Annotated in this window: 25 protein-coding genes; 11 read left to right on the forward strand and 14 right to left on the reverse strand. The window is 32.8% G+C overall.

Annotated elements, in window-relative coordinates; genetic code table 11:
- Nucleotides 1-125: 125 nt before the first annotated feature.
- The gene (locus Q7C23_RS10575; RefSeq protein ID WP_375032485.1) at nucleotides 126-986 is read left to right on the forward strand and encodes a hypothetical protein; all 861 of its coding nucleotides are present in this window, start codon (nucleotides 126-128) and stop codon (nucleotides 984-986) included.
- A 153-nt stretch (nucleotides 987-1,139) separates the two neighbouring features.
- Here Q7C23_RS10575 and Q7C23_RS10580 read toward each other — a convergent pair whose 3' ends face one another.
- A complete protein-coding gene (locus Q7C23_RS10580; protein ID WP_375032486.1) occupies nucleotides 1,140-4,871 on the reverse strand; it encodes a metallophosphoesterase in 3,732 nt (1,243 codons plus the stop codon).
- 26 nt (nucleotides 4,872-4,897) lie between these two features.
- Between Q7C23_RS10580 and Q7C23_RS10585 the strand changes: the two genes are divergently transcribed.
- Nucleotides 4,898-6,076: a Pycsar system effector family protein gene (locus Q7C23_RS10585; RefSeq protein ID WP_375032487.1), complete on the forward strand. Its 1,179-nt coding sequence runs from the start codon at nucleotides 4,898-4,900 to the stop codon at nucleotides 6,074-6,076.
- Between the two features lie 28 nt (nucleotides 6,077-6,104).
- Here Q7C23_RS10585 and Q7C23_RS10590 read toward each other — a convergent pair whose 3' ends face one another.
- From Q7C23_RS10590 to Q7C23_RS10645, 12 genes are all read right to left on the reverse strand, one after another.
- On the reverse strand, nucleotides 6,105-8,471 hold the full coding sequence (locus Q7C23_RS10590) for a GAF domain-containing protein (protein WP_375032488.1): 2,367 nt from the start codon (nucleotides 8,469-8,471) through the stop codon (nucleotides 6,105-6,107).
- Between the two features lie 234 nt (nucleotides 8,472-8,705).
- Nucleotides 8,706-9,764, reverse strand: a complete 1,059-nt coding sequence (locus tag Q7C23_RS10595; protein ID WP_026984812.1) for a nucleoid-associated protein — start codon at nucleotides 9,762-9,764, stop codon at nucleotides 8,706-8,708.
- A gap of 43 nt (nucleotides 9,765-9,807) precedes the next feature.
- Nucleotides 9,808-10,167, reverse strand: a complete 360-nt coding sequence (locus tag Q7C23_RS10600) for a four helix bundle protein (protein ID WP_375032489.1) — start codon at nucleotides 10,165-10,167, stop codon at nucleotides 9,808-9,810.
- A gap of 113 nt (nucleotides 10,168-10,280) precedes the next feature.
- Nucleotides 10,281-10,820 carry a hypothetical protein gene (locus tag Q7C23_RS10605; RefSeq protein ID WP_375032490.1) on the reverse strand — a complete coding sequence of 180 codons (540 nt, stop codon included), beginning with the start codon at nucleotides 10,818-10,820 and terminating at the stop codon, nucleotides 10,281-10,283.
- 96 nt (nucleotides 10,821-10,916) lie between these two features.
- Nucleotides 10,917-11,516: an HPP family protein gene (locus Q7C23_RS10610; protein WP_375032491.1), complete on the reverse strand. Its 600-nt coding sequence runs from the start codon at nucleotides 11,514-11,516 to the stop codon at nucleotides 10,917-10,919.
- A gap of 81 nt (nucleotides 11,517-11,597) precedes the next feature.
- The gene (locus Q7C23_RS10615) at nucleotides 11,598-12,875 is read right to left on the reverse strand and encodes a chloride channel protein (protein ID WP_375032492.1); all 1,278 of its coding nucleotides are present in this window, start codon (nucleotides 12,873-12,875) and stop codon (nucleotides 11,598-11,600) included.
- Nucleotides 12,876-13,111: 236 nt separating this feature from the next.
- Nucleotides 13,112-13,501 (reverse strand): VOC family protein, encoded by a 390-nt coding sequence (locus tag Q7C23_RS10620; RefSeq protein WP_375032493.1) that lies wholly within the window; start codon nucleotides 13,499-13,501, stop codon nucleotides 13,112-13,114.
- A 3-nt stretch (nucleotides 13,502-13,504) separates the two neighbouring features.
- Complete coding sequence (locus Q7C23_RS10625) at nucleotides 13,505-14,077, reverse strand: sugar O-acetyltransferase (RefSeq protein ID WP_375032494.1); 573 nt, start codon at nucleotides 14,075-14,077, stop codon at nucleotides 13,505-13,507.
- 9 nt (nucleotides 14,078-14,086) lie between these two features.
- Nucleotides 14,087-14,542, reverse strand: coding sequence for a YciI family protein (locus Q7C23_RS10630; RefSeq protein ID WP_375032495.1), 456 nt, complete (start codon nucleotides 14,540-14,542; stop codon nucleotides 14,087-14,089).
- A gap of 10 nt (nucleotides 14,543-14,552) precedes the next feature.
- Entirely contained in the window at nucleotides 14,553-15,176 is a 624-nt protein-coding gene (locus Q7C23_RS10635) for a hypothetical protein (protein ID WP_375032496.1), read from the reverse strand.
- 10 nt (nucleotides 15,177-15,186) lie between these two features.
- A complete protein-coding gene (locus tag Q7C23_RS10640) occupies nucleotides 15,187-15,645 on the reverse strand; it encodes a DinB family protein (RefSeq protein WP_375032497.1) in 459 nt (152 codons plus the stop codon).
- A 74-nt stretch (nucleotides 15,646-15,719) separates the two neighbouring features.
- Nucleotides 15,720-16,448 (reverse strand): carbon-nitrogen hydrolase family protein, encoded by a 729-nt coding sequence (locus Q7C23_RS10645; protein ID WP_375032498.1) that lies wholly within the window; start codon nucleotides 16,446-16,448, stop codon nucleotides 15,720-15,722.
- A 148-nt stretch (nucleotides 16,449-16,596) separates the two neighbouring features.
- Here Q7C23_RS10645 and Q7C23_RS10650 point away from each other — a divergent pair, with 148 nt between their 5' ends.
- The 9 genes from Q7C23_RS10650 (at nucleotide 16,597) to Q7C23_RS10690 (ending at nucleotide 23,453) form a co-directional block, all read left to right on the forward strand.
- On the forward strand, nucleotides 16,597-18,762 hold the full coding sequence (locus Q7C23_RS10650) for a TonB-dependent receptor domain-containing protein (protein WP_375032499.1): 2,166 nt from the start codon (nucleotides 16,597-16,599) through the stop codon (nucleotides 18,760-18,762).
- A gap of 238 nt (nucleotides 18,763-19,000) precedes the next feature.
- A complete protein-coding gene (locus tag Q7C23_RS10655) occupies nucleotides 19,001-19,624 on the forward strand; it encodes a hypothetical protein (RefSeq protein ID WP_375032500.1) in 624 nt (207 codons plus the stop codon).
- Between the two features lie 21 nt (nucleotides 19,625-19,645).
- Nucleotides 19,646-21,004: a 2TM domain-containing protein gene (locus Q7C23_RS10660; RefSeq protein WP_375032501.1), complete on the forward strand. Its 1,359-nt coding sequence runs from the start codon at nucleotides 19,646-19,648 to the stop codon at nucleotides 21,002-21,004.
- A gap of 2 nt (nucleotides 21,005-21,006) precedes the next feature.
- A complete protein-coding gene (locus Q7C23_RS10665) occupies nucleotides 21,007-21,309 on the forward strand; it encodes a 2TM domain-containing protein (RefSeq protein WP_375032502.1) in 303 nt (100 codons plus the stop codon).
- A gap of 2 nt (nucleotides 21,310-21,311) precedes the next feature.
- A complete protein-coding gene (locus Q7C23_RS10670; protein WP_375032503.1) occupies nucleotides 21,312-21,620 on the forward strand; it encodes a 2TM domain-containing protein in 309 nt (102 codons plus the stop codon).
- A 2-nt stretch (nucleotides 21,621-21,622) separates the two neighbouring features.
- A complete protein-coding gene (locus Q7C23_RS10675) occupies nucleotides 21,623-21,952 on the forward strand; it encodes a 2TM domain-containing protein (RefSeq protein ID WP_375032504.1) in 330 nt (109 codons plus the stop codon).
- Nucleotides 21,943-22,260 carry a 2TM domain-containing protein gene (locus Q7C23_RS10680; protein WP_375032505.1) on the forward strand — a complete coding sequence of 106 codons (318 nt, stop codon included), beginning with the start codon at nucleotides 21,943-21,945 and terminating at the stop codon, nucleotides 22,258-22,260. The genes Q7C23_RS10675 and Q7C23_RS10680 overlap by 10 nt, the downstream gene beginning before the upstream one ends.
- A gap of 18 nt (nucleotides 22,261-22,278) precedes the next feature.
- On the forward strand, nucleotides 22,279-22,647 hold the full coding sequence (locus Q7C23_RS10685) for a 2TM domain-containing protein (protein WP_375032506.1): 369 nt from the start codon (nucleotides 22,279-22,281) through the stop codon (nucleotides 22,645-22,647).
- Nucleotides 22,648-22,685: 38 nt separating this feature from the next.
- On the forward strand, nucleotides 22,686-23,453 hold the full coding sequence (locus Q7C23_RS10690) for a LytR/AlgR family response regulator transcription factor (protein ID WP_375032507.1): 768 nt from the start codon (nucleotides 22,686-22,688) through the stop codon (nucleotides 23,451-23,453).
- On the opposite strand, the gene Q7C23_RS10695 is transcribed toward Q7C23_RS10690, so the two are convergent.
- On the reverse strand, nucleotides 23,434-24,459 hold the full coding sequence (locus Q7C23_RS10695) for a heme A synthase (RefSeq protein ID WP_375032508.1): 1,026 nt from the start codon (nucleotides 24,457-24,459) through the stop codon (nucleotides 23,434-23,436). The two genes, Q7C23_RS10690 and Q7C23_RS10695, sit on opposite strands and share 20 nt — an antisense overlap.
- Nucleotides 24,460-24,461 lie beyond the last annotated feature (2 nt).

The raw sequence follows: 24,461 nt of genomic DNA on the forward strand, positions 1-24,461 counted from the left end.
GCGTGCTTTTCGGTAAAATTAACTGAAAGCAAAGTCCGTTAAGATTTATATAAAGCTCTCAAAGCTATTGTTTGAAATGCTTAACTTTAAGTGCACAAAGGTTTAATTAAACTAAAATAACATTTATGAAAAAGTCTCTTTTATTGGTAGCTTCTGTTTTTTTATTAGCTTGTCAACAACAATCGGATAATGATTTAAAAACGCTTTATTCTCTTCCGAAAAAGTTAAAAGAAGTTTCCGGAATTACTTATTTTCCTGAAAAGAAACTAATTTATACTTTAGAAGACAGCGGAAATAAAAATGCTATTTATGCTATAAATTCTGAAGGTAAATTAGATAAGACGATCACGATTTCAAATGCAAAAAATGTAGATTGGGAAGATATTACTAAAGATAAAAACGGGAATATTTATATTGGAGATTTTGGAAATAACGACAATGAACGAAAAGATCTTTGTATTTATAAAATAAATAAAAATCAGCTCAATAAAGATCAGGCTTCTGCCGAATATAAAATTTCATTTTCGTATCCGGAACAAACAGAATTTCCTCCAAAGAAAAAAGAAATGTTTTATGATGTTGAAGGCTTTTTTGAACACGGAAACTACTTTTATCTTTTTACAAAAAACAGAAGTAAAGGTTTTGACGGAACTGCTTTTATTTATAAAATAGCAAATAAGCCCGGAACTCAAAAAGCAACTAAAATTGGAGAGTTTAAAACTTGTAATAATTACAATCATTGCGTGTTAACCAGTGCAACCATTAGTCCTGACGGAAAAAAAGTAGTACTATTAAGCCACGATAAAATTGTTTTGTTCAAAGGTTATAAAGGAGATTTATTCCACAAAGGAACTCAAACAGAAATAAACTTAAATCACTTTTCTCAAAAAGAAGCCATAGTTTTTAAAGATAACAACACTTTACTAATCGCTGACGAAAAAACGAATAAAGTAGGGGGAAATGTCTATGAATTCAAATTAAAATAAAGTTAGGTTCTAAGATGCTAAGAAAAAGTTAGCCACGAATTCACGAATTTTTATTACAAATAATTTGTGAATTCGTGGCTAAAAAAAACCTTTGTTACTTTGAGCCTTTGCAACTTTGAACCTAAGAAAAAACCTTAGAACCTTAGAACCTTTCTAAAAACTATATGCTGCACCAAAAATAACTCTTCCCACTTCATCAGGAGATTGGAAATAAGAGATTCTTGCTGTGATCACATTGATGGCATTTAACCAAAGTCCACCTCCGTAATCCTGATGCCATTTTTTAGAATCTTCACCGTCAAGCCAAATTCTTCCGTAGTCAAAACCACCTAAAATTCCGTAAGTCAAAGGCGCAACAGTACGTTGGATTTTACCAATACTTAATCTTAAATCTGTACTTTGAGAGAAATAAGAACTTCCTAAAAAGCGATCGTTTCTATAACCACGTAAATCAGTATCTCCTCCTAAAGCAGCACCGTGATAGAAGTCAAAATTATTATTTAAAATGGCTTTTCCTTTAAAAAGTGTAGCCAAAACTAGCTTTCCATTATGATCAATTCGATGCGTAAAACCTAAAATACTTTCCAGTGTTGGGAAATTTTGTTTCGTATCTTTTAAATTGGTTTGCCAGGTGGCTGATGCCATAAAGGCGATTCCTAAAGTTGGTTTAGATGCAAAATCAGCATTTTTAAATAAATATTTGACTTTTAGGCCTCCATAGTTCTGACTGTCAAAAACAATTGGGTTCACTATATTCGGAATATCAATATATCGGTTTTCTGTCTCTTCAACTGTCATTCTCTGAAAAATAGGCTGTACACTAAATTCGCTTCCATAGCGTCCTACATGTCTGATGGCGCCGGAAATATTAAACTTTCGAATTCTTACACGATTATAGTCTAAATCGTCTTCATTATCATATGGAGTTTCATTTCCGAATCCAAAGTAGTTCATTGCAAAATTTGGGGTAGTGTATAATGATTCAACATCAATAACCCATTTCCCTAGCAAACCCGGAAAATGTGCAACATAATTAAATTCTAAACCTCCTGTAGCAAAATAATAAAAAGCATTTAAAACATGTCTTTGAGTATACGGGTTTTGCTTGAAGTTATTTACAGTATAGTTCAAATTAATTCCCACTTTTACGCCGTCATCAGGGTTGAATCCAATATTTGGTAATCCTGAAACCACATTATATTTTGGTTTTTCGTAATTGTATAAGTTAACATCGTAATCATCTGTCAACTCGGTTTTGGTTTTAGAATCTAAATTATAAGTGTTTTCTTTTGATTTAAAATCGTAAACAATAACTTTTTTTCCGTTTTCAATGTTATAAGTATCATTGTTTTGTCCACCAATCAAACGGATTTTAATAGCAGACTTTTGTTCTCCGGTAACCTTAAAAACATCGGTATCATCTAAACCATAAATCCATAGATTTTTAGTTTTCTTGTCATTTACAATTTTGGTGTAAATCAATTCATCACCATCTTTCTTCATTCTGTAAACCTGAATTTCGATACTTTTTCGGCCATTATGATTCAAAACGAATTTATCTTTTTTGTCAGTTCCAGCAATCATGATCGTTTTATCAAGAACATCTGAATATTCCGAAGCATATTTCTGAAGCTCTTTTTTTCTGCTCTTTAGTTTTTGCTTGATGTCTTCAATTGTTCCGTCCTGAACTTCTTTAGGTAAATTTTTAAATGCATTATCGATGTCGCTGTCCGATAAATTTTCCTGAATATATTTAGCCTGTTCAATCCAGTCTTTTTCCTCTGCTGTTTTTAGGAAAGCTAAATCTAACGGATAAGGTTCTCTATTAAGCCACTTTACATTATCAATTTTGCTTTTAAAAGTTCGCATATGACGAATCGCCGGAACGTTCATTAAGAGTGAAAGTAAAGTTCCGTCGTATTTAGGGAAAGCCTGATCGCGATCGCGCGGAATAGGCGTATAGACCACTTTGTCACCAATCTTGTGTTCTGCCCAACGCCATTGATCACTATGTCTGTCCCAGTCGCCAATAAGCATATCAAATAAACGAACCTTTATATATTCTTTTTGATCAACCGAATATTTTTCGTCTTTGTGGAGGTTCATCATCATGTCATCAGTGCTAATAATATTGGTTGGTTTGCCAAAGTTTTTTCCGTCAAGATGATTGTCTGCAGGTCTCTCTTCAACCATATATAGTTGGTCACCAAAATTCGAATTGAATTCTTTCAGTCCATTTTGTTTCGGAATATAATATAAAACCGGATTGGTGTGTAAAAGCCCCAATTGATCAGACAAACTAGCTATTGCAAAAGGTGTGTAAGGATGCGTTGTAGTATAAAAATCCAAAAGAAAATCTTCTGCATAGGTTTGATCAAAATCATTTACAACATATTGGTCCTTAAAAGCAACTGATTGCAAAAATACGGTTGCGCTTTTTTTCATTGCACGCATTACATATTCTCTTCCTTTTGGATCAGACATTCTTAAAGAAACTGATTGATGTCCTCCGCCTTCACGAATAGGTTTTAAACCACCTTTTAAAGTGTCTAAAGTAGCTGTTCTGGCTTCAATTGGCATGCTGTAATATTTTCTGTAATGTTGACCGAACAAGAATTTATGAAACAAACCTTTATCCGTCATCTTAGTTGAATAAATAGAAGTCGTAACGGTTGGCGGAAACTTATTGTCTACAGTTGCAGCCCAGTTAATTTCTTTAGCTTTGATAATTTCACGTTCAAAAAGCATTTTTTCATGATTGTTTTCATTTCCAAAGAAAGCCACTTTCGCATCACCACTTTTAAATAAGGTTAGTGTTGCATATCCATTACCACCATATGAAAAATCATTTGGATTTATGGCTCTCGCTGCTTCAGATTTGGAACCGGCACCGCTAATAATCTGTGTGATGTTTTCATTGTTTATATATTGCAGATTGTGATCATGTCCGGATACTACAATAACATTTTTCTGGCCTTGCAACAGCGTTTTAATTCGCTTAGCATAAATAGTATATTGTTTGTTTTGAAGATCTTGTGGACTTACCCCGGAAGTCTTTCGAAGTAAATTAATAAAAGAACCTACAACTGGTAGTGGAATCTTTTTCTCTAAAGGAAACAATTGTTTTTCCCACGAATACTGCCCTCCATGTGATCCGTTGCTTAATAACGGATGATGAATGGCTAGAACAACTGTTTTTTCCTGATTTTTATTTAAAATGTTTTCCAGCTCGTCAAAAAAAGCTTCACGTGTTTTAATGTCACAATTGTCGTTTATTGTTGGATGGTTGTCCCAATCCTCCAGAAACCATTCACTGTCAACGGTAATTAAGGTGGTTGTACTATCAATTTTCACATCTTCTATCGGACAACTTTTTCGAGGAAGAAATGCTTTTTTATCATTAAGGTATCTGGTCACAAAATCAGACTGATTTTCTAAACCTTTTATGCCACTATACCAATCATGATTTCCCGGAATCATAATGGTTTTTCCTCTAAATCCCTTAGTTAATTTTAATTGATTGGTCAGTTTCGTTTCGGTCAAAGCCTTTTGTGAATCATTTTTATCCGCAGGGAAACCTTTCGGATAAATATTATCTCCCAGGAAAACCAAAGTCGATTTCTTATTCGCTTTTTTTAGCTTTTCGTGTAATAATTCTAAAGTTTGCCGGGCTTGTTCTTCATCTGCATTTCCTGCATCACCTACTAAGAAAAAGGTATGCGCAATTTTTATAGTGTCTGTTGCGTTCTCTGTTTCGTTAGCGCTAACATTTTTACCATATTGGGCTTTATGCGTCGCACAGGAATTAAGCAAAAGCAATAGGGTTATTACAAAAGAATACGTTTTAATCTTCGTAATAAAATGGTTATACAAAAACAATTTCATAATTTAGTGGTATAAAAATATTCTCAATGAATCTTATAGAACAATCCGAAGATTTCGTCAGTAATTTACTCAAAGATAAACTTTCTAATTTATATTCTTATCATAATCTCAATCATACTTTAACAGTTGTAAGTGCTGTAAAAGAGTTGTGCAAAAAAGAAGAAGTAAAAGGAGAAGAAAAAGAACTTTTGCTTGTGGCTGCCTGGTTTCACGATACGGGATATATAGTTGGGTTTGAAAATCATGAAAAGGAAAGCGTGAAAATTGCAGCTGCTTTTTTGAAAGAGAAAGGCCAATCTGATGATTTTATCGAAAAAGTTTCTAACCTTATTTTAGCCACAGTTAAAGAATATATTCCGAAAACGCTTTTAGAAAAGATCATTAAAGATGCTGATTATGCACATCTTATGGGTAATGAGTATGAGATTACCTGCGAATTATTGCGTTTAGAACTCAAAAATGCTTTTAATGTTTCGTATTCAAATGCGGATTGGGCGAAAGAAAATTTGAGTTTTTTAATGAACAAACATCGTTTTTATACTGATTTTGCGTTGAAAAAATGGCAGCCTCTTAAAGAAAGAAACATACTTTTTGTACAGAAAAGAATTGAAAAACAAGAACAGAAAAAGGCTGATAAAATGGAAGAGGAAAATAAAAAGAAAGATAAAGTAGAGAAACCAGACCGCGGTGTTGATACTTTGTTTCGTGTAACTTTAGGAAATCATACACGATTAAGCGGTATTGCTGATAGTAAAGCGAATATTTTATTGTCTGTAAACGCCATTATTATTTCAATTGCGCTTTCGTCTATTATTCCAAAACTAGACAGTCCGAGAAATGCGCATTTAGTGATTCCAACTTTTGTGATGCTGATTTCTAGTGTAACAACAATTATTTTTGCCATTCTTTCTACACGACCAAAAGTAACTTCCGGATTTTTTACACGCGACGATGTTGAGGCGAAAAAAGTGAACTTAATGTTTTTTGGGAATTTCTACAAAATGCCATTGGTAGAATACGATTGGGCAATGAACGAAATGATGAAAGATCGTGATTATCTGTATTCAACCATGATCAAAGATTTGTATTATCTTGGATTGGTTTTGCAGCGAAAATACAACCTATTGCGAATTGCCTACAATATTTTTATGGTTGGACTAATCGTAACGGTAATCTCGTTTGTGATTGCTTTTAAATCAATTTAATATATTTTTAAAAGAAAAATGAGCTCAATTAATTGAGCTCATCTAATAAATCCTGATAAGTAATTTTTTTTGCCGGACTTGCGGTATTGTTAATCACTTTGACGCGTATTGCTCTTAACCCTGAAACACCCTGAAGATCTTCAACTTCAAATTGTTCGATTGCGGGTTCCAGAATTTTTTTGTGCTGTAAATATTTGATGTATTTCAAATACTCGGTTTCTTCGTTATTTTGAGAATAAACAATTGTAATTTTTTCTTTTTCTGTAATTCGTTCTTGTGTGCCTTTGATATTTGCTTTGTCAATTCGCTTTTTCACGACTTCATATCTGGCATTGTAAGTACCGTCAACATCAAAACGTTTTTCATCCATTCTAAAACGAATCGAAAGTGGTGCACTGAAAACCAAAATTAAAGAAGTCACATCCAATTCGTATGGAAGGGATTCCTTAAGCTGATGATGCTCTAATTCCATTTCGCATAAAGTCTGCAGCTGCCACAAACGTAAATTGTGCAGATACATAATGTCAAAAGGTTTTGTTGGTGAAATTGATGCTCCAATGTATAAATTATGCTCGACACCATCGGTTTTAAAACGCTCGTAATAATGCGGATAAATTTGCTGTGCGTCTAATTGTTTTCTATCTAGAACAGAAGCTAGTTTCTTGTTGATAATCGACATTGCATTATCAAACTTCTTTCTCTCCTGATAAAATAAACCTGTTTTTTCATCTAAATTTTCAAAATACAATTGTTCTAATTTTTCATTTTTATCAGAACCTTTTGTGTTTTTTAAAATCGGATGAATTTCTTCTTCAATATATCTTTGAATATGTTGCTCTGTATCTGCTTTTAATGGAAAATCTAATTCGTTTCGAAGCGATTCCAACTCAAATTTTCTTTGTTCCAAAAGAACCAGATTCGTATTTGGTTTCTGATTATCAAAAATTTCCAAAAGGGTGCTCAGCTGACTTTTTAAGTCTCTTTTTACCGTTTCATTTCGATGCTCAGATGAACCTTTAATATCAATTTGACCGTATAATGGATATACATTTTTAAAGACAATTTCTTTAAAAATATAATCTTTTGTAGGGTTATTATTTTGGAAGTAGTTTTGAGATTCTTTTCTGAATTTCCAATAAACACTAGGGTGTATCGTAGTATATTCACGTTGAATGATCGCTTCAATCTGGTGTTGCATATCCGTATTATAACGATCAATAGTATCTGTTAAATAGGGTAAAACCAATTCCAGTTTTTGAGCATTAACACTATTTAAAGCTCTTGAGTTTGAAGAAACTAATTCTAAAACGCCTAATAAATGATCGTCTTTAATAACCGGCGCAAAAATACAGCTTTGAATATTTTGACTTAGCAAATGTTCTCCCAATTTTCTGTTTGGAGATTCTGCAATGAATTTGTTTACATTCGAAATAACAAACGGCTCTTTATTATTTAATAGATTTTCAAAAGAACAACCAAAGAAAGCATTTTTACAATCTATTTCCTGATCGTGTGAAAGTAAAAAACTCTTCAACTGACTTTCTAATTTTGCAGGTTTAACGAATTTTTCTTCTTCAGGATTGTATATAATGAAACCTACTTTCAAATCAGGAATTTTAAATATTGATCTGAAAATATTGGCTACAACCTCGTCAGTTGTAACAGATTCTCTATCTGGTTTAAGTAAATTACTTTTCAAATTTGAAATGGAACTTTCTGTAGTGGCATCAAACAAAGAAACGATTCCAAAACCTTTTAATACCCAGCTTCCTTTAGGGAATTTAGATTTCCAAAGTTCAATATCATCGTAGTTGTCAATTAAGTTATCAATGTCATCCTGAGTTAATTGTATGGCATTTTCTGTTGGAGTAATTTCCATAAAATCTGCATTGTACAAAATGCGATAATGTTTTTCGATGCCCTCTTCATCCGGAATGTCATAGAAAAACGGTCTGTTGAAATCGATGTGTTGTTTGTAATAACTACTAAGAATTAAACAACAGTTGTTGATGTAGAACTGATGATCATCAAAATCACGAATTTCCATGTAAAATTCGTCGCCGGCATTACGCAGGATTTTTTTGAAACGTTCTGTATAATTAAAAGATATATTTTGAAAAGGAATCGTAACGGCTTTTATTTCATTTTGAGTTAAAGCAGTTGGAAATAGATCAGCTAAAATGTATTTGATTAAGCCTTCATTGTTTTTGATTATGGAATAATCCTCAATTCCTGTTCTTAATTCTGGTATTGATTCTATTTGTTGTAGTATGGCCTTCGCATAGTTTGCACGATAGTCGATATTTGAGGAAGCTATTTCTTCAAAAGATTCGATTAGCTTGTGAAAAGAAATGATAGTTTTAAAAGGACTTTCGTTGTGTAAATGAATATCCATCTTTTTTGTTTTTAGAACCACAAATTTAAGCAAAAATTAAGAATATTTTGCATTTTGCCATTTGTTTCGTTTATAGTGTTATAGGCAATAGTTCTTTTATTTGGCTATGATATGTTTGATATTATTTTTTCATAATGTTTTGGTTATGAAGTTTTTAAAATAAAAAAAAACGGCAGATACAATTTATATCTGCCGTTTTCTGTTTTAAGTAAGTAATAGAAAATGAATAACTTCTTAGCTTTTTTCTTCTTTATTGAAATATACTAAGTAGTAATACATTTGTTTTTCTTCATCCCAGCCTTTTTCAACAAATTTTTCTGCACTTTCAGGATTGATAAAATCCATTTTAATCTGAATATGAGTATCCAGGTTAATAACGTTTTTAATCGATTTTCTGGCGTCAGAAACTGCTGCGTTTGCAATAGGGAATGAGGTTACATCTTCGATGCTGTATTTTTCTCCTTTATCAACTTTATAGTTTTTAAATTCAGGAATTAAGTCAGGATTGTCTAATACTTCATTCAGGAAATTTTGCTCTTCAAACTGATCGTTTTTAGCGAAATAATTCACAGATCGGTTCATAAACATTACTTCCTCTTTCTTGTCTTCTGCTGGTAAAACAACATCTTTTGCGAAGTTTTGACAGAATTTTAAATATTTTTTTGTGATGAAGTTTTCATCTTCAAAAGCATCAACAGATAAAAAGTGCTCTAACCAGTAACGGGCATCATAACGGTTACTGTCAACAGTCAGAATTTTATATCCTTCTTCTTTTTTATAGTTGAAAATCAAACATCCTTTATCTAATTTACTCAGGTTGATACCTTGCTGTAAAATCATTTCCAGGTTGCTGTCTTTTTCTTCAAATTGTAAAAAGTCAGCTTGTAACTCACTTTTAAAAATTCCGATAGCATCTACAACATTATTGTCGATACTTAAATTCGTTAAGTACGTTACATAAACCTCTCCGTTTTTAATATGCGGATGATTCGATTGCTCAAATAAATGTGTAGTAATTTTTTTTGAGATCTCTTGTAAATTCCCCGGATTGGTAAAAATCTCAGTCGCATATTTAAACATGTCGTTGTAATCCAAATCGACTTCATGCGCAAACTGATAATAGTTTTCTTCTTTCTCTCTAAAAGGTTTAAAAAAGTACTCTTTTATCAGAGGCACAATTTCATCATTCAAATTAAAAGGCTGTTCCGATAAAAAAATCGCTTCGTTTCTGCTTTTGTTTCCTACGCGGTGTATCGCAAGCGTCTCGATGTGGGTGTTGAAAAGGTTGATCATATTTTTTAGGTTCAGAGTTACAGAGGTTCAAAGGTGCAAAGGTTTATTTTATGTCTTTTATTTTTCTGATAAAAGCGCTTAACATTCGCTCTATTTCTCTGCTTTCTCCATTTGTCTTATTAAATTGAATTTGATTAATATATTTTAGATTATATGAAATTTCAAGTTGTATTTGTATTTCAAACAAGGATGAAATAGAGGTATTTAAAAATCGTAGATAGTCACTATTTCCATCTCTTCCGTAACCTTCTGCTATATTGCTTGGTATTGATATTGCACTTCTTCGAATTTGTGAAGATAGTCCATAAATTTCTTCTTTGGGAAATGAATTTGTTAATTGGTAAATTTCAGTAACTAAGTTCATAGATTTTTGCCAGATTAAAAGGTCTCGAAAAGTTTTCATATTTTGTATTTAAAAAACTAAACGAAAAATTAAAAATATTCCTACATTTTTAAATCGAAGATTTAAAAAGAAAAACTCTGAACCTTTGCAACTCTGCGCCTTTGAACCTTTTACTAATTCCAATTCTCCTCAAACCCATAATCTTCAAAGCTATCATCGCCTTCGAACATGTCTAAGTCGTCTTCGTCAAGATCATCTTCAAATTCTCCGTAGATATCGTCATGCATATCGGCTTCGAAGGTTTTTTCTGTGGCTTCATCCGGCATTTCTCCGTGAGAGAATAATGTTTCAGGATAAATGGCACCAGCAGATTCTTCTTCAATAGCAGCCAGTTCAACTAGGAATGTCCACATACTGATAAAATCATATACGTAGATGATTTTGGTATTTTCTTTATCTAAAATAGATGATAAAGGATAATCGTTCATGGTTCTTTGTTCACCAGGAACATCGCCAGTATCAAAAAGTGGAATTTCATCTTCCTGGTTCCAAGTTTCATCGCAAGTATAAAATGAAGCAACTTCCGTTCCGTCAAAACCAAAAGCGTTGAAGATCGCATTGTGTAAATCTTCAAGCGTATCGTCTTCAAGAATTGCAATGTCTCTAAAAATATCTTCTTCGGCGTCTAGAATTACTCTAAATTTATAAACCATAATCTTTGTTTTTATTGAAAGGTCAAAGGTAAAATATAATTAATGATTTACGAATTAGGAATTGTGATTTGTTGAAAAGATTTTAATTGATAAAATCTATTTCCCTGATAAGTGTTTTCTAATCTTATGATAATGTTTATGATAAGTACTATGACTCGGATAAGTTCTACTCGAAGTCATATTATTAAAAACTAAAGCAGTCAGAAATAAAATCAAAACACCAACCAAAACAGGAGAAAGCACATACATATACCCCAGATCTTTTATTTTATCAGAACCAATCACAGCAATAAGTGCTGTTGCGCCTCCTGGCGGATGAAGGGTTTTAGTCATCTGCATTAATATAATAGCAAATGAAACAGCCAAAGGCGCTGCAATCCAAATAATATCCGGAGCCAATTTATGAACCGTAACACCAATGAAGGCCGAAATAACATGTCCTCCAATTAAATTTCTTGGTTGTGAAAACGGACTTTGTATAATTCCATAAACCAAAACGCTCGACGCTCCAAAAGAACCAATTAAGTAAACAGCATCATTTCCTGAAAAATGTATCGACTGAATATAAGCCAGAATTCCGATACCGACAAATGATCCTAAGAAAGACCAAAAATGTTCTTTATAATCTACTAAAGTTTCTTTGTAAAGAATGTAACGTGTTTTGCGATATCCTCTTTTTATTTTTTGAACAGGCATAAGTAACTAATATTCGTTGTGGTATTTTTTTGTCACAGATTAAATGATTTAAAATGATTAATCTGTGAAATTTGAAAGTGTTTATTTTATTAAGCTCGGAGAATAAGTATAAACGGTGTGCGGATAAATCATTTTTGCCGTGTATTTAGAAATCAGACAAACTACCAAAATGGGTAGGAACAAAGTGTAATCATTTGTCAAGCCGCAAACTAAAAATATTGCTGTAAAAGGTGCGTGAATACTTGCGCTTAGAACCGCTGCCATTCCGATAATCATGAAGTTAACCGGAATTACATTTACATGGAAATAAGTATTTAAAGTAGAGGCTAGTAACAACCCTAAGAATGCTCCAATAAATAAGCTGGGAGCAAATACACCACCATCGCCTCCTGAAGCTAATGTTATCGAAGTCACAATTGGTTTAAGAAGTAATATTCCAATAAAAGTTAAAGCTAAAGTAAGTGTCATGATTTGATTTGGAGCAATGAAACTGGTTTTAATGGCATGATATCCTTCTCCGTATAATTGTGGAAAAATAAACAATGAAATACTTAAAACTGCCGATCCTAAAATGATTTTATAATAATGAGTATCGATTTTCCCGAATTGAGATTTAAAAAACAAAACGCATTTTGTTAAGTAAACTGAGTTCATTCCGGCCAAAATACCCAATAGAATAAAATAAGGAATCGCTTTTAAATGCCAGGTTGTAATGGTAACGGCAAACAAAGGTTCTTCTTTCAAAATAGTAAGCAATCCAAAAGCAATTGAAACGGCAATAACATTTGAAATGATAAAAGCACGTGTCACTTTTCTGGAAATAACTTCTAGGGCAAATAAAATTCCGGCAATCGGGCTGCTGAATAAAGCGGTAACTCCGGCCGCAACACCCGCACAGATTAATTCGGTTTTGTATTGGCGAAAAACGTTTTCTTTTTGTTGTGCGACTGAACCAATGGTGGCAGTGGCAACCACAGTAGAAACTTCGATTCCGGTTGAACCGCCAAAAATAACAGTCAATAATCCGTTTATAAAGTGCGATGGAATTTTATAGGAAGGAAGGTTTTTTGAAGTTGATTTGGTACTTTCGAAAACCTCTTTGATGCCTTTGTTTTCTTTTTTCTTGAAAAGATATTGTCTGAGAAAATAAATTACGGATAAACCGAAAACAGGAAAAATGATATAGAAAATCGGATTTACCGAGACTTCATGAAAGAAGATTTCTTCGTAATACTCAGTAATTTTTTTAAGTGAAATTCCGAGAAAGGCAGAAAGAAAGCCAATTAAAACAGAAACAATAACTAATTTTCGTAATTTAATAAATTGATGATTTTTCTTGATTTGCGCCGTTTTATTCATCAGAAGTAAATTTGTAAACCGCAATGTTTTTATGCGGATTACAAAATTAGAGATCAAAATCGGTTTTTACTAAAAAATACTCAGTATAATATGTTAAAATTGAGGATATAAGAAAAATCTTTCAGTATGTTTTTCTTTGAATATCGCTTATTTAGGTGCAAAGTTATAAAGGTGCAAAGAGGCAAAGTTTTTTTCTTTGTCCCTATGAACCTCTGATCCTTTGAACCTTCAAAAAATTATCTCTCATAAAACTCAATTGGTAATTTATCAGGATCAGCGATAAAAGTGAATCGTTTTTCAGTTGTTTCATCAATTCTGATGGGTTCTGATTCAATATTTTTTATGTTTAAAAAAGCAATCGTTTCTTCTAAATTAATTACTTCGAAAGCTAAATGTCGCAAACCAACAGCTTCCGGTCTTGAGGGGCGTTTCGGTGGATTTGGAAACGAGAATAGTTCAACTACATAAGTGCCATTCAAAGCCAAATCTAGTTTATAAGACTGGCGTTCTTCTCTGTAGATTTCACGTATAATAGTTAATCCCAAAACTTCGGTATAAAAAGCTTTAGATTTTTGATAATCGGAGCATAAAATAGCAATGTGATGAACTTTATTTAAAGTAAGCATTATTTATTTTGATTCAGGTTCTTGATTTAATTTTCTAATAATTTTCGCCGGATTTCCAACGGCCAACGAATTGTCCGGAATATCTTTTGTAACTACAGATCCAGCTCCAATTACGCAGCCTTTACCGATAGTTACGCCTGGACAAATCACGGAGTTTCCGCCAATCCAGCAGTCATCTCCAATTGAAATAGGTAAAGCATTTTCTAATGATTTTCGCAATTCGGCGTCAAGTGGATGTGTAGCTGTGTAGATTTGAACATTCGGAGCAAAAAACACATTAGATCCAATAGTTACTGGCGCACAATCTAACACAACACAATTAACATTGAAATAAACGTTGTCACCGCAAACAATATTGTAACCGTAATCACAATGAAAAGGCGGTTCTATATAAAAACTCTTTCCTGTATTCGGAATTAATTCGGCCAAAATTTCTTTGGCTTTTTTAGTCAAACGATATTCGGTTACGTTTAGGCGATGCAATAAATTCTTGGCTTTTCGACGTTCTTTTACCAAAACAGGATCGCCTGCAATGTAATATTCTCCCGAGATCATTTTTTCTTTTTCTGTTTTCATATTTTAATACTACATTTTTTTCTTAGAAATCTTCTCGTGAATTTTTACAGTTTCCTGCAGAGCCGCAGTCGCATACCAAGGCGTTAATTCGGCCTCCAGTAATTTTGCCTGTATGGCCGGGTCAGTTGCAACAAGTGCTTCTGCTTCCTGAACTGTTTCAACATTAAAAATGTAAATGCCTCTGTAATTTCGGTCGTTTTTCATAAAAGGTCCGGCAACAACCAATTTTCCTTCTATGGCTAATTTGTTGATATTCGTCATATGACCTTCAAACAATTTTTTAGTTTCTTCTTTTGAAGCCGTTTTATTAGTTCCGGATTTCAAGAGACAGAAAACGTATTTCTTCATTCCGTATTCATCGGCGTTCAAAGATTTTGCCAAACTTTCATCGAATTTCACTTCTGTTTCCTGTGAAAATCCCTCATAGCAAAACAAGAGAAATAGAATTAGTATAGATTTTTTCATCTTCAGCGTATTATTTATTTAGCATTCTGTTTTTTGTCAATTCCAAATTCCTTATCGCGGCTACAGGTGCAATCTTGACTGTCGGATTTCCTTCTGATAAATAAAAGTAGTATGCAGTATTAGAACCAATTATATAAACATTTTCAGATTCATCATTCGTATAATTTAGCTTATAATTATAGTCAATTTTATTGTTTTTTATTTTTTGAGAAATATATCTGCCATCAGCAAATCCGTATCCAAGGAAAATGGATATTAGAAAAGCAGCAAGAAATTCTATTGCAACGTTGTTATAATAATCAATTCTTTCCTTTTCAGGAACTTCATTTTTATTTTTCTCAGTTTTAGTAATCTTCGATCCAAAAACCTTATGCAGACCTTTTTTATCTTCATTTTTTAGCAAGATCTGTGGAAGTTTAAAAGAAAAAATGAATAAAATTAATACCGTTATAAAGAATATGGGATTTGATGTAATTGCTGCTACCGGACTAATCAAAATGTCCATGATAGAAGAATACCTCACGATGTTTATTCCAATTTGATAATAAAATATGCTTTCTTTTGCTATTCCTAAAATTATGAGAAAAAGATATCCTAAAGGAAGTAAATTTTGTGCTTTATCAATGTTTTTCATTTGGAATAGTTTAGACTAGCTTTTTCAAAATCACAATTTGTCCTAAGTGGTAAACGTCATGCTGAATAATACCATGAATATCTTCATAAAAATTATGATTGTTATTTGGATCTATTTTATCAAAATCGGCATCATCGAAATCATTAAAAAAGGCGGTCCATAATTCCTGTGATTTTTCAAGACTTTGAAGAGACTGTTCCCAGGAGGCTTCTGATGGATCTATAATTGGCACGAAATAATTGTGATCCGGAGTTGTAACGATTTCTCCCTGAACTCTTCTCAAAATATTCCTTCTCCATTGTATGAGATGATTAACAATTTCCCAAATCGTATTGAGGTTTGGATTTGCTTTTTTATAAGCTTGTTCAGCAGTTACATTTCTTAAAGTATCAGCCAGAGTTACTTCCAGCCAGGGATTTCCATTATAAATGGATTGATATAAATTCGAAACTCTTTTACTTTCTGACATAGCTAATAGGGATTAATTGTGTTTTTTAATATGTTTTTTAAAGCTGATTTTCAGTTGTGTAAATCAAATTTTTGCTAGATAATCTGTTTTATTACTTCTTCAGTTGCCGTACTAAAAACAAGTATACCTTCGTTTTTGTTGTCGAGTTGTTCGGCTAGTTTTCCTTCTTTTGTCCAAACAGAACTAAAACCAATACTTACAAAATTATCACATTCTCCAATACAATTTGACATTAAAATAGGCATAGAATATTTTTTTGCCACTTCCGGGTAGTGTATAAAGGCTTTTTCTACTCCATTTTTTGATTTGGCTACACTAGCAACATAAATTTCACCTCCAAGATTACTTCCTTTTTCGGCATGTTCTATTTGTAGGCTTTCGAAGCAAATTGCCGGGATAATTTTTTGGTTTTCAATTTTGATTATGACTTGTTCAGTACCATTTTCAAAATAAGAAAACTCATCTTCATGAAGTTGTTGCTTTGAATAGGAAATTCTCTGTTGATCCGGTTGAAACACAATCATACTAATTTGTAGTCCGCTTTTTGTTTTTGTTGGGATTCCAACTCCAATCGTTATCTTTTTTAGATTGCTAATTTTCTGAAAAGTGTCAAAACGATTGTCATCTTTGTCAGTTGCGAGATCTTTGGCTAAATCAGGTTCATACCCTGTTAAGGAAAGTTCAGGAAAAAAAATAGAATTTGCATTTAATGATGATGCTATTTCTACAAATTGAAGATGCTTTTCTATGTTAGATGGAATATCTCCCTTTGCAGGCTTTATTTGTGCGACTGCTATGTTCATTTATTGTTGTTTTATTTAATACTACGAACTAAAAGCTAAGATACAAATAAGTATTTTACAACTCATCCCCGAAATTCTACAATTGGGTTATTTAATATTTTTTAACAAGTACTGTTAAAATACATTTGCTTCATCAAAAACCAAGATCATGCAAACCAAAACATTTTTTACAATTGTCTTTTTATTTTTAACAGCTTTCATTTTTGCTCAAAATACTATTTCCGGTAAAGTGGTTGACCAAAAAGGAAAACCGGTTCCAGGAGCCAATATTTATATCGACGGAACTTATGACGGAGCGACAAGTTCTGAAACGGGAGAATTTTCGTTTGAAACCACCGCAACAGGAAATCAATCTATAATTGTTAGTTTTTTACTTTACGAAACATTCAAAACAGAAATTGATGTTACCAATTTTAAAAATCAAACCGTAAAATTAAGAGAAAATGTAAACGCACTTGATGCCGTTGTCATTACCGCCGGAACTTTAGAATCTGGAGATAAGGCAAGAGTTTCTGTTTTGAAACCGTTAGACATTGTAACGACGGCAGGATCTGCAGGAAACATTATTGCAGCTTTACAAACTTTGCCTGGAACTCAAACTGTGGGCGAAGACGGGCGTTTATTTGTGCGTGGAGGAGAAGCCAGCGAAACACAAACTTTTGTTGACGGAATTCGTGTCGCACAACCGTATGGAGCAACAACTAATAATTTACCAACAAGAGGAAGATTTTCTCCTTTTTTATTCAGCGGAATTGCTTTCTCGACCGGAGGCTATTCGGCTGAATATGGCGAGGCTTTATCGAGTGTTTTGTTATTGAATACACAAGACGAGCCAGATATGAATAAAACCGACATCGCTTTAATGACCGTTGGTTTGGGTTTGGGAAATACTCAAAAATGGGAAAAAAGTTCGTTGAGCGTAAACACTGCTTATATCAATTTAGCACCTTATCAGGCAATAGTTCCGCAAAATGTTGATTGGAATAATCCGTACCAATCTTTGTCTGGAGAAACTGTTTATCGCTATCATTTTACAAACGGAATTTTTAAATTATACGCTGCTTTTGATTCGGAGAAATTTGATTTAAATCAGAAAAATGTAAACTTTGAAGATAAAATCAGAACTGATTTAAATAACAATAATTTCTACCTGAATGCTTCTTACAAAGGAACTTTTGGAACGGGCTGGCAATTAACATCAGGAATCAGTTATGGCTACAATAACAACAAAGTAAAATACGATATTAATGATGTTGACAGTAACGAAAATGCAGCACAATTAAAATTGAAACTAAGAAAAAATGTTTCAGATTATTTTAAATTGTCTTTTGGAGCTGATTATTTCATTACCAAATTCAATGAAAATTTTGACGATAATGTTTCTATTCAGGTTGCAAACGGTTACAATTCGAGCATCGCCGCTTTTTATACCGAAGGAGATATTTTATTTTCTAAAAATTTAGCAGCAAAAGTAGGTTTCAGGCTTTCAAATAATAGTTTGTTGAATGAAACCAATATTGCGCCGAGAGCTTCTATCGCTTATAAAGTTTCAAAAAGGAGTCAGTTTTCATTTGCTTATGGAGATTTTACTCAAACGCCTGTTGTTGATTATATTAAATATTCGAAATACCATCAATTTGAAAGTGAAAAAGCAAGACATTATATCTTAAATTATCAATTTACAAAACCCGGACAAACATTTAGAGCTGAAGCATATTATAAAGATTACAGCAATTTGGTTCAATATGATACAAGAGATATAGCCTATAATTCGGTTTTCAATAATAACGGTTCAGGATACGCAAAAGGATTAGATTTATTTTGGAGAGACAGCAATTTGTATAAAAACTTAGAATATTGGATTTCGTATTCTTACATCGATTCAGAGAGACAATATAAGAATTTTTCAACAATGGCGACACCAAGTTTTATTGCCAATCATAGTCTATCAATTGTAACCAAATATTTCATTACCGATTGGAAATCGCAAATTGGTTTTACCAACAGTTACAGTTCAGGACGTCCATATAATGATCCAAACCAAACACAATTTATGAACGGAAAAACGAAATCATACAATAGTTTGAGTTTTAACTGGGCGTATTTATTGACAACACAAAAAATCTTGTATTTCTCGGTTTCAAATGTATTAGGAAGCCAAAATGTTTTTGGATATGATTACGCAAAACTTCCAGACGCCAGCGGAGTGTACCAAAGACAAGCGGTAGTCCCAACCGCAGATCGTTTTTTCTTCGTAGGTTTCTTTTGGACTATTAGTAAGAATAAAAATGAGAATCAGTTGAAAAATTTATAGTCTCTAAGTTGCTAAGATTCTAAGCCACTAAGAAAAAAACTTATAATCTTAGTAACTCAGCAACTTAGAATCTCAAAAAAAACAATTCAGTCACCAAATTCGACAACTCAGTATCATTTAATTTTTAAACAGTAAAATCAGATCTACTTTTGAAGTATAAATTAATAAGAAAGGTTTCGATCATCAATCAATAAACTTGAAACATAAAACAAAAAGAAATAATTTAAAACTAAGAGTCATGACCAAAATTATTACAATTACCACTTTATTTATTTGCAGTTTATTATCTGCACAAACACAATTTGAACAAGGAATGGGAAAAGCTTTTGGGCTTTGGAAAGAAGGAAAAAATGCTGATGCCTCGGCAATGTTTGAAAGAATCGCGGCGGCTGAGAAAACAAGTTATTTGCCAAATTATTATGTAGCTTTAATCAACACTACATCAGCTTTTAATGAGAAAGATAAAACAAAAATTGATTTGTTATTGACAAAAGCACAAGACGCTTTAGATGTAGAATTCATTAAGGATCAAAATAATGCAGAATTATATGCGATGCAGGCTTTGATTTATACAGCTTGGGTAGTTGCAGATCCGATGACTAACGGAATGAAATATTCGGCTAAAGTAATGGAAGCTTACGCGAAAGGAAAAGTGATAGACCCAAACAACCCAAGAATCGTTTTTGGTGAAGCAGATTATCAGATAGGAGGAGCAAAATGGTCAGGTGTTGATACAAAACCGCTTTGCGCACAAGTTGATAAAGCTATCGAACTTTTTGCTACTTTTAAACCAGAAACACCTTTTTCTCCAAAATGGGGATTGGAAAGAGCTTTGGAAGCACAAAAAAATTGCAAAAAGTAAAACTAATTTAAGCTGATTATAATGAAAAACACTGGAAATACATATGCGGATTTAAAAAGTGGAACGATCGTTTCGTTTAAGATTTCCATGATTTTTACAGTGATATTTTCAGCTTGTTTAGGAGATGATTTAAATGTTCGAAATGTTCTTATAACTTTTTTCATAAGTTGTCTTTATTCTTTCGGGGTAGGTTTTGGCAACGGATATATTAATGTTCTCTTAGACAAAAAATGGGATTGGTTAGAGCAAACAAACCTGAGGGTTTACTACGGAATATTGGTTACTGTTCTGTACACTGTCCCGGTAGTTTTAGGAATAAATTACTACATCTATGTGGTTTTACAAAATATGCCGTTAGATAAATTTTTTAGCGAAAGAATGATCTGGATACATCTTTTTTATATCATTTTATCTCTCGGAGTTTCGACTTTCATGCAGGCCAGAAGTTTTATGGTAAAATGGAAACAGGCATCAAAATTTGAAATTACACAACAAAAGATTATCGCAGGAACGGCAAATGCGAAATTCGAAAGTTTAAAAAATCAAATTGATCCTCATTTTCTTTTTAACAGCCTAAATGTATTAAGTTCTTTGATCGAAGAAAACCCGGATAATGCACAGCGATTTACTACTTCTTTATCTAAAATTTATCGCTATGTTTTAGAGCAAAAAGATAAAGAATTAGTTTCGGTAGAAGATGAATTGTCATTCGCTAAAACCTATATGAATCTGCTTAAAATGCGTTTTGAAAATAGTTTGTTTTACGAATTGCCAACAACAGCGATTAATCCGGACGCAAAAGTAGTTCCGTTATCATTACAGCTTTTACTTGAAAATACGGTTAAGCATAATGTTGTAAGCGAGCAGAAACCATTGCATATTCGAATTTTTATTGATGGAGATTGTTTAGCAATTCAAAATGATTTTCAAAAGAAAGAGGTCTTGCAGGACAGGCAGGGAGTTGGATTGCAGAATATAGTAAACCGATACGCAATTATAACCAATCGAAAAGTATTGGTAGAACAAAATGAAGAAACATTCACAGTTAAGATTCCGATTTTAACGAAACAAATATCAGTTATGGAAACAAATGCAGACTATAGCGATGAAAATAAGGCTTATTTCAGAGCTAAAAAAAGAGTAGAAGAACTAAAAGGATTTTACGGAAATGTAATTTCGTATTGTTGTGTGATTCCCTTTTTAATTTTTATAAATTTGAGGTATTCTCCTGGATTTCAGTGGTTTTGGTTTTCGGCTTTAGGCTGGGGATTTGGAGTTGTAATGCACGCTTTTAAAGTTTTCGGTTATAGCTCAGATTGGGAAGAACGAAAAATAAGAGAGATTCTGGAAAAGGAAAACAATAAGCAAACCTGGAAATAATCATGGAAACAAAGTATGACGAAGCTGAACGTTATTATCAGGCTCAAAAAAGAGTCAAAGAAATAAGAGAATTTTACGAACATTTGACCGTATTCCTGATTTGTAACCCGGTTGTCATGGTTGTAAATCTTATGACTTCACCTGGTTATTTGTGGTTTTTATGGTGTGTATTTGGCTGGGGATTTGCAATTTTAATGCACGGATTGAAAGTTTTTAGAGTTTCACCAGTTTTTAATAAAGAATGGGAAGACCGAAAAATTCGGGAGATTTTGGAGAAAGAAAATAAAACACAAACTTGGGAATAATCATGGAACCAGATTATAATGAAGAAAGACGCTATCATCAGGCTCAGAAAAAGGTGAAAGAGATAAAAGATTTCTATCAGCATTTAACAGTTTTTACTCTTATAACGATAATATTACTTGTGGTAAACCTAATGACTTCGCCAGAATATTTATGGTTTATTTGGTGCATACTGGGATGGGGAGTAGGAGTCCTCTTCCACGGATTAAAAGCTTTTGGAGTTTCACCATTTTTTAATAAAGAATGGGAAGAACGAAAAATCAGAGAATTTCTGGAAAAAGAAAAAGAAAGTAAAAAACAAACCTGGAAATAGTCATGGAAACGAATTGTAGTTATAATCAGGGAAAATTTAAATTTGGAGCGATCTTTAGTAAAAAGATAGTTAGACTAAGATCGTTTTATATACATGCATTTATTTATGGTGTCGGATTAGTTCTTTATGTTTTAAAAGAGTTTTATGGAATACCTCTAAATTTCTTTCTGGTGATATATTTGAATAGCGTTGTAATGATAATTTGGACCAGTGTATTTTTAGTGTCCGCAATTGATTTATTTGCGTATTATAAGATTTTCGGAGAAGAATGGGAAGAACGCAAAGTGAAAAATCTTTTAGAAAAAAGAACAAAAACACAAAAATGGGAGTAATTATGGAAGTAAATTTTAATGATGAGGATAGATATTATTTGGCTAAAAAGAAAGTTGAAAATATAAAAGGATTTTATGGTAATTTAACTTCTTTTATTGTAGTTAATATAGTTTTGATTTTTATCAATCTATATACAACACCAGATCATTTATGGTTTTATTGGCCTTTAATGTGGTGGGGAGTAGGAGTCGTTTTTCATGGTTTGAAAGTTTTCGAAGTATTTCCGGTTTTAGGAAAAGGCTGGGAAGAAAAAAAGATCAAAGAGATCATGGATAAAGAAAAAGAGAATCAAAGCAAGTGGCAATAATTTTTAAAATTTAAAAAAATGGGACGTTTTAGAACACGCATGTACGAAGAATACGCACAGGAATTTAAGAATGACGAAAGCTTTGAAAGGGCATACCAAAAAGTAAAAAAAATAAAAGACTTTTACTCGCACCTGAAGGTTTACATTATAATTAATCTTCTAATTATCATTTCGAATTTGGATGGAGATTTTTTTGGATGGAACCTTGAGGAAAAGGGTTTATTAGATTGGCATACTTATTCAACAGCATTTTATTGGGGCATTGCTTTAGTGATTCATGCCTTTACAGTGTTCGGACCGGATATTTTTTTCAATGGAGATTGGGAACAAAAGAAAATCCGGGAATATATGGATAAGGACGCTTCAAATACCAATAAATGGGAGTAATTTTGAATTATTTTTTTTCAATTTTTTCAGTTTAGTACATGACCACATTAATTATAGAAGACGAAAAACCGGCAGCAAGATTATTGCAGCGAAAGCTGGAAAAGCTGGAAATTGCCGTAGAAACCATGTTACACTCTGTAGAGGAATCTGTAGATTGGTTTACCAACAACGAACATCCCGATTTAATATTTTTAGATATTCAGTTGTCTGATGGTTTATCGTTTGAAATTTTTGAGAAAATAGATATCAAAAGCGCCATCATTTTTACAACAGCTTATGATGAATATGCTTTAAAAGCGTTTAAACTGAACAGTATAGATTATCTTCTAAAGCCAATTGACGAAGATGATTTAGAAGTGGCCGTTACTAAATTTAAGGCTCGAATGCCAAAGTCAACTTCAGAAAATCAAAATCTTCAGCTTGATTTTGAACAAATACGCCGAATGTTGTCAAATCCTTTTGAGAAGAATTATAAAAAGCGATTTACCGTTAAAATAGGCCAGCATTTAAAAGTAATTACTACCGATGAAATTGAATGTTTCTTCAGCGAAAACAAAGGAACTTACATTCATACTTTCGATAACAGAAACTATTTAATCGATTCCACTTTAGAAATTCTGGAACAGGAGTTAGATATGAAGGATTTCTTCCGCGTAAGCAGAAAATTCATTGTACCACTTCAGGCGATAAAAGAAATTCAGGTTTATACCAATTCTCGCCTAAAAGTTATTTTACCTTCATATAAAGAAGATGAGGTCATTGTAAGCCGTGAAAAAGTACAGGATTTTAAGAATTGGCTGGGTTAGGTTTCTTAGCCTCCAGAATCATGTAAAACTGTATTCCAAATAAGATTGATGCCAATACTAAATGTATTGCCTGACTTCCTATTGGGAAATCCAGATAAGCCATTGCCATTCCAGTCAGAATTTCAATTCCAATTATCGCAATTACCCAGTTTATTTTTGAATATCCTAAACCAAATTTGGCGTTTTTAATGTATAAATAAACATTAACTAAAAAGACAACAATAGAAAAGGAACGGTGAACATAAAAAGTAACCGATGGGTTTTGTAACCAAAGAATACTTGCAGTCAATCCGTTTTTAACTTGTTCATCTACAAACTGACGCACTTGTGTTCCAATGGCTACCTGAATTAAAGTCAGTAAAAGCGAAAACAAAAGCACGTTTCTAAAATTAGAATTGTATTTTACAGTAGCTAATTTTGGTCTCGCCAATTGAATGATGTATAAAATTACAGCAACAATTACCAAGGCCATAACCATATGAACTGTTATTTTTATTGGATTTAATACGGAGTAAACCACTTTTGCACCCAACCAGGCCTGAAAGCCCATCATAAAGACAACCAACCAGGAAAGCAATGTGATTTTTTTGTTTTGTTTCCAAAATCTGAAAGAAGCGATTGCCATGAAAAAGCACGCCATTCCAGCTAAAGCACCACAAAGTCTATTGATATATTCAATCCAGGTATGCAACGGATTAAAAATTGCATAATCATGTTTGGTGTATTTTTCCCAATGTGAAGCATCGAAAGATGTTTCAGTCGTAAAATTATCTTTTGCAACCAAAAGACTTTCGTCTTTAATAATTACCTGTCCTTTTTCAAATGCACGGTTCGGCTCCCAGGTTAATTCTTTTAAATCGGTTGGTGGAATAAAATATCCAAAACATTTTGGCCAATCCGGACAGCCCATTCCAGATCCTGTCATACGAACCAAAGCTCCTGCGACAATTACTAAATAAACTAAAACTAATGCTGTTTTTGCGATTGTAGGGAAATGTTTTTTCATTT

This window comes from Flavobacterium sp. LAR06 (assembly GCF_041946075.1).
Classification (GTDB): Bacteria; Bacteroidota; Bacteroidia; order Flavobacteriales; family Flavobacteriaceae; genus Flavobacterium.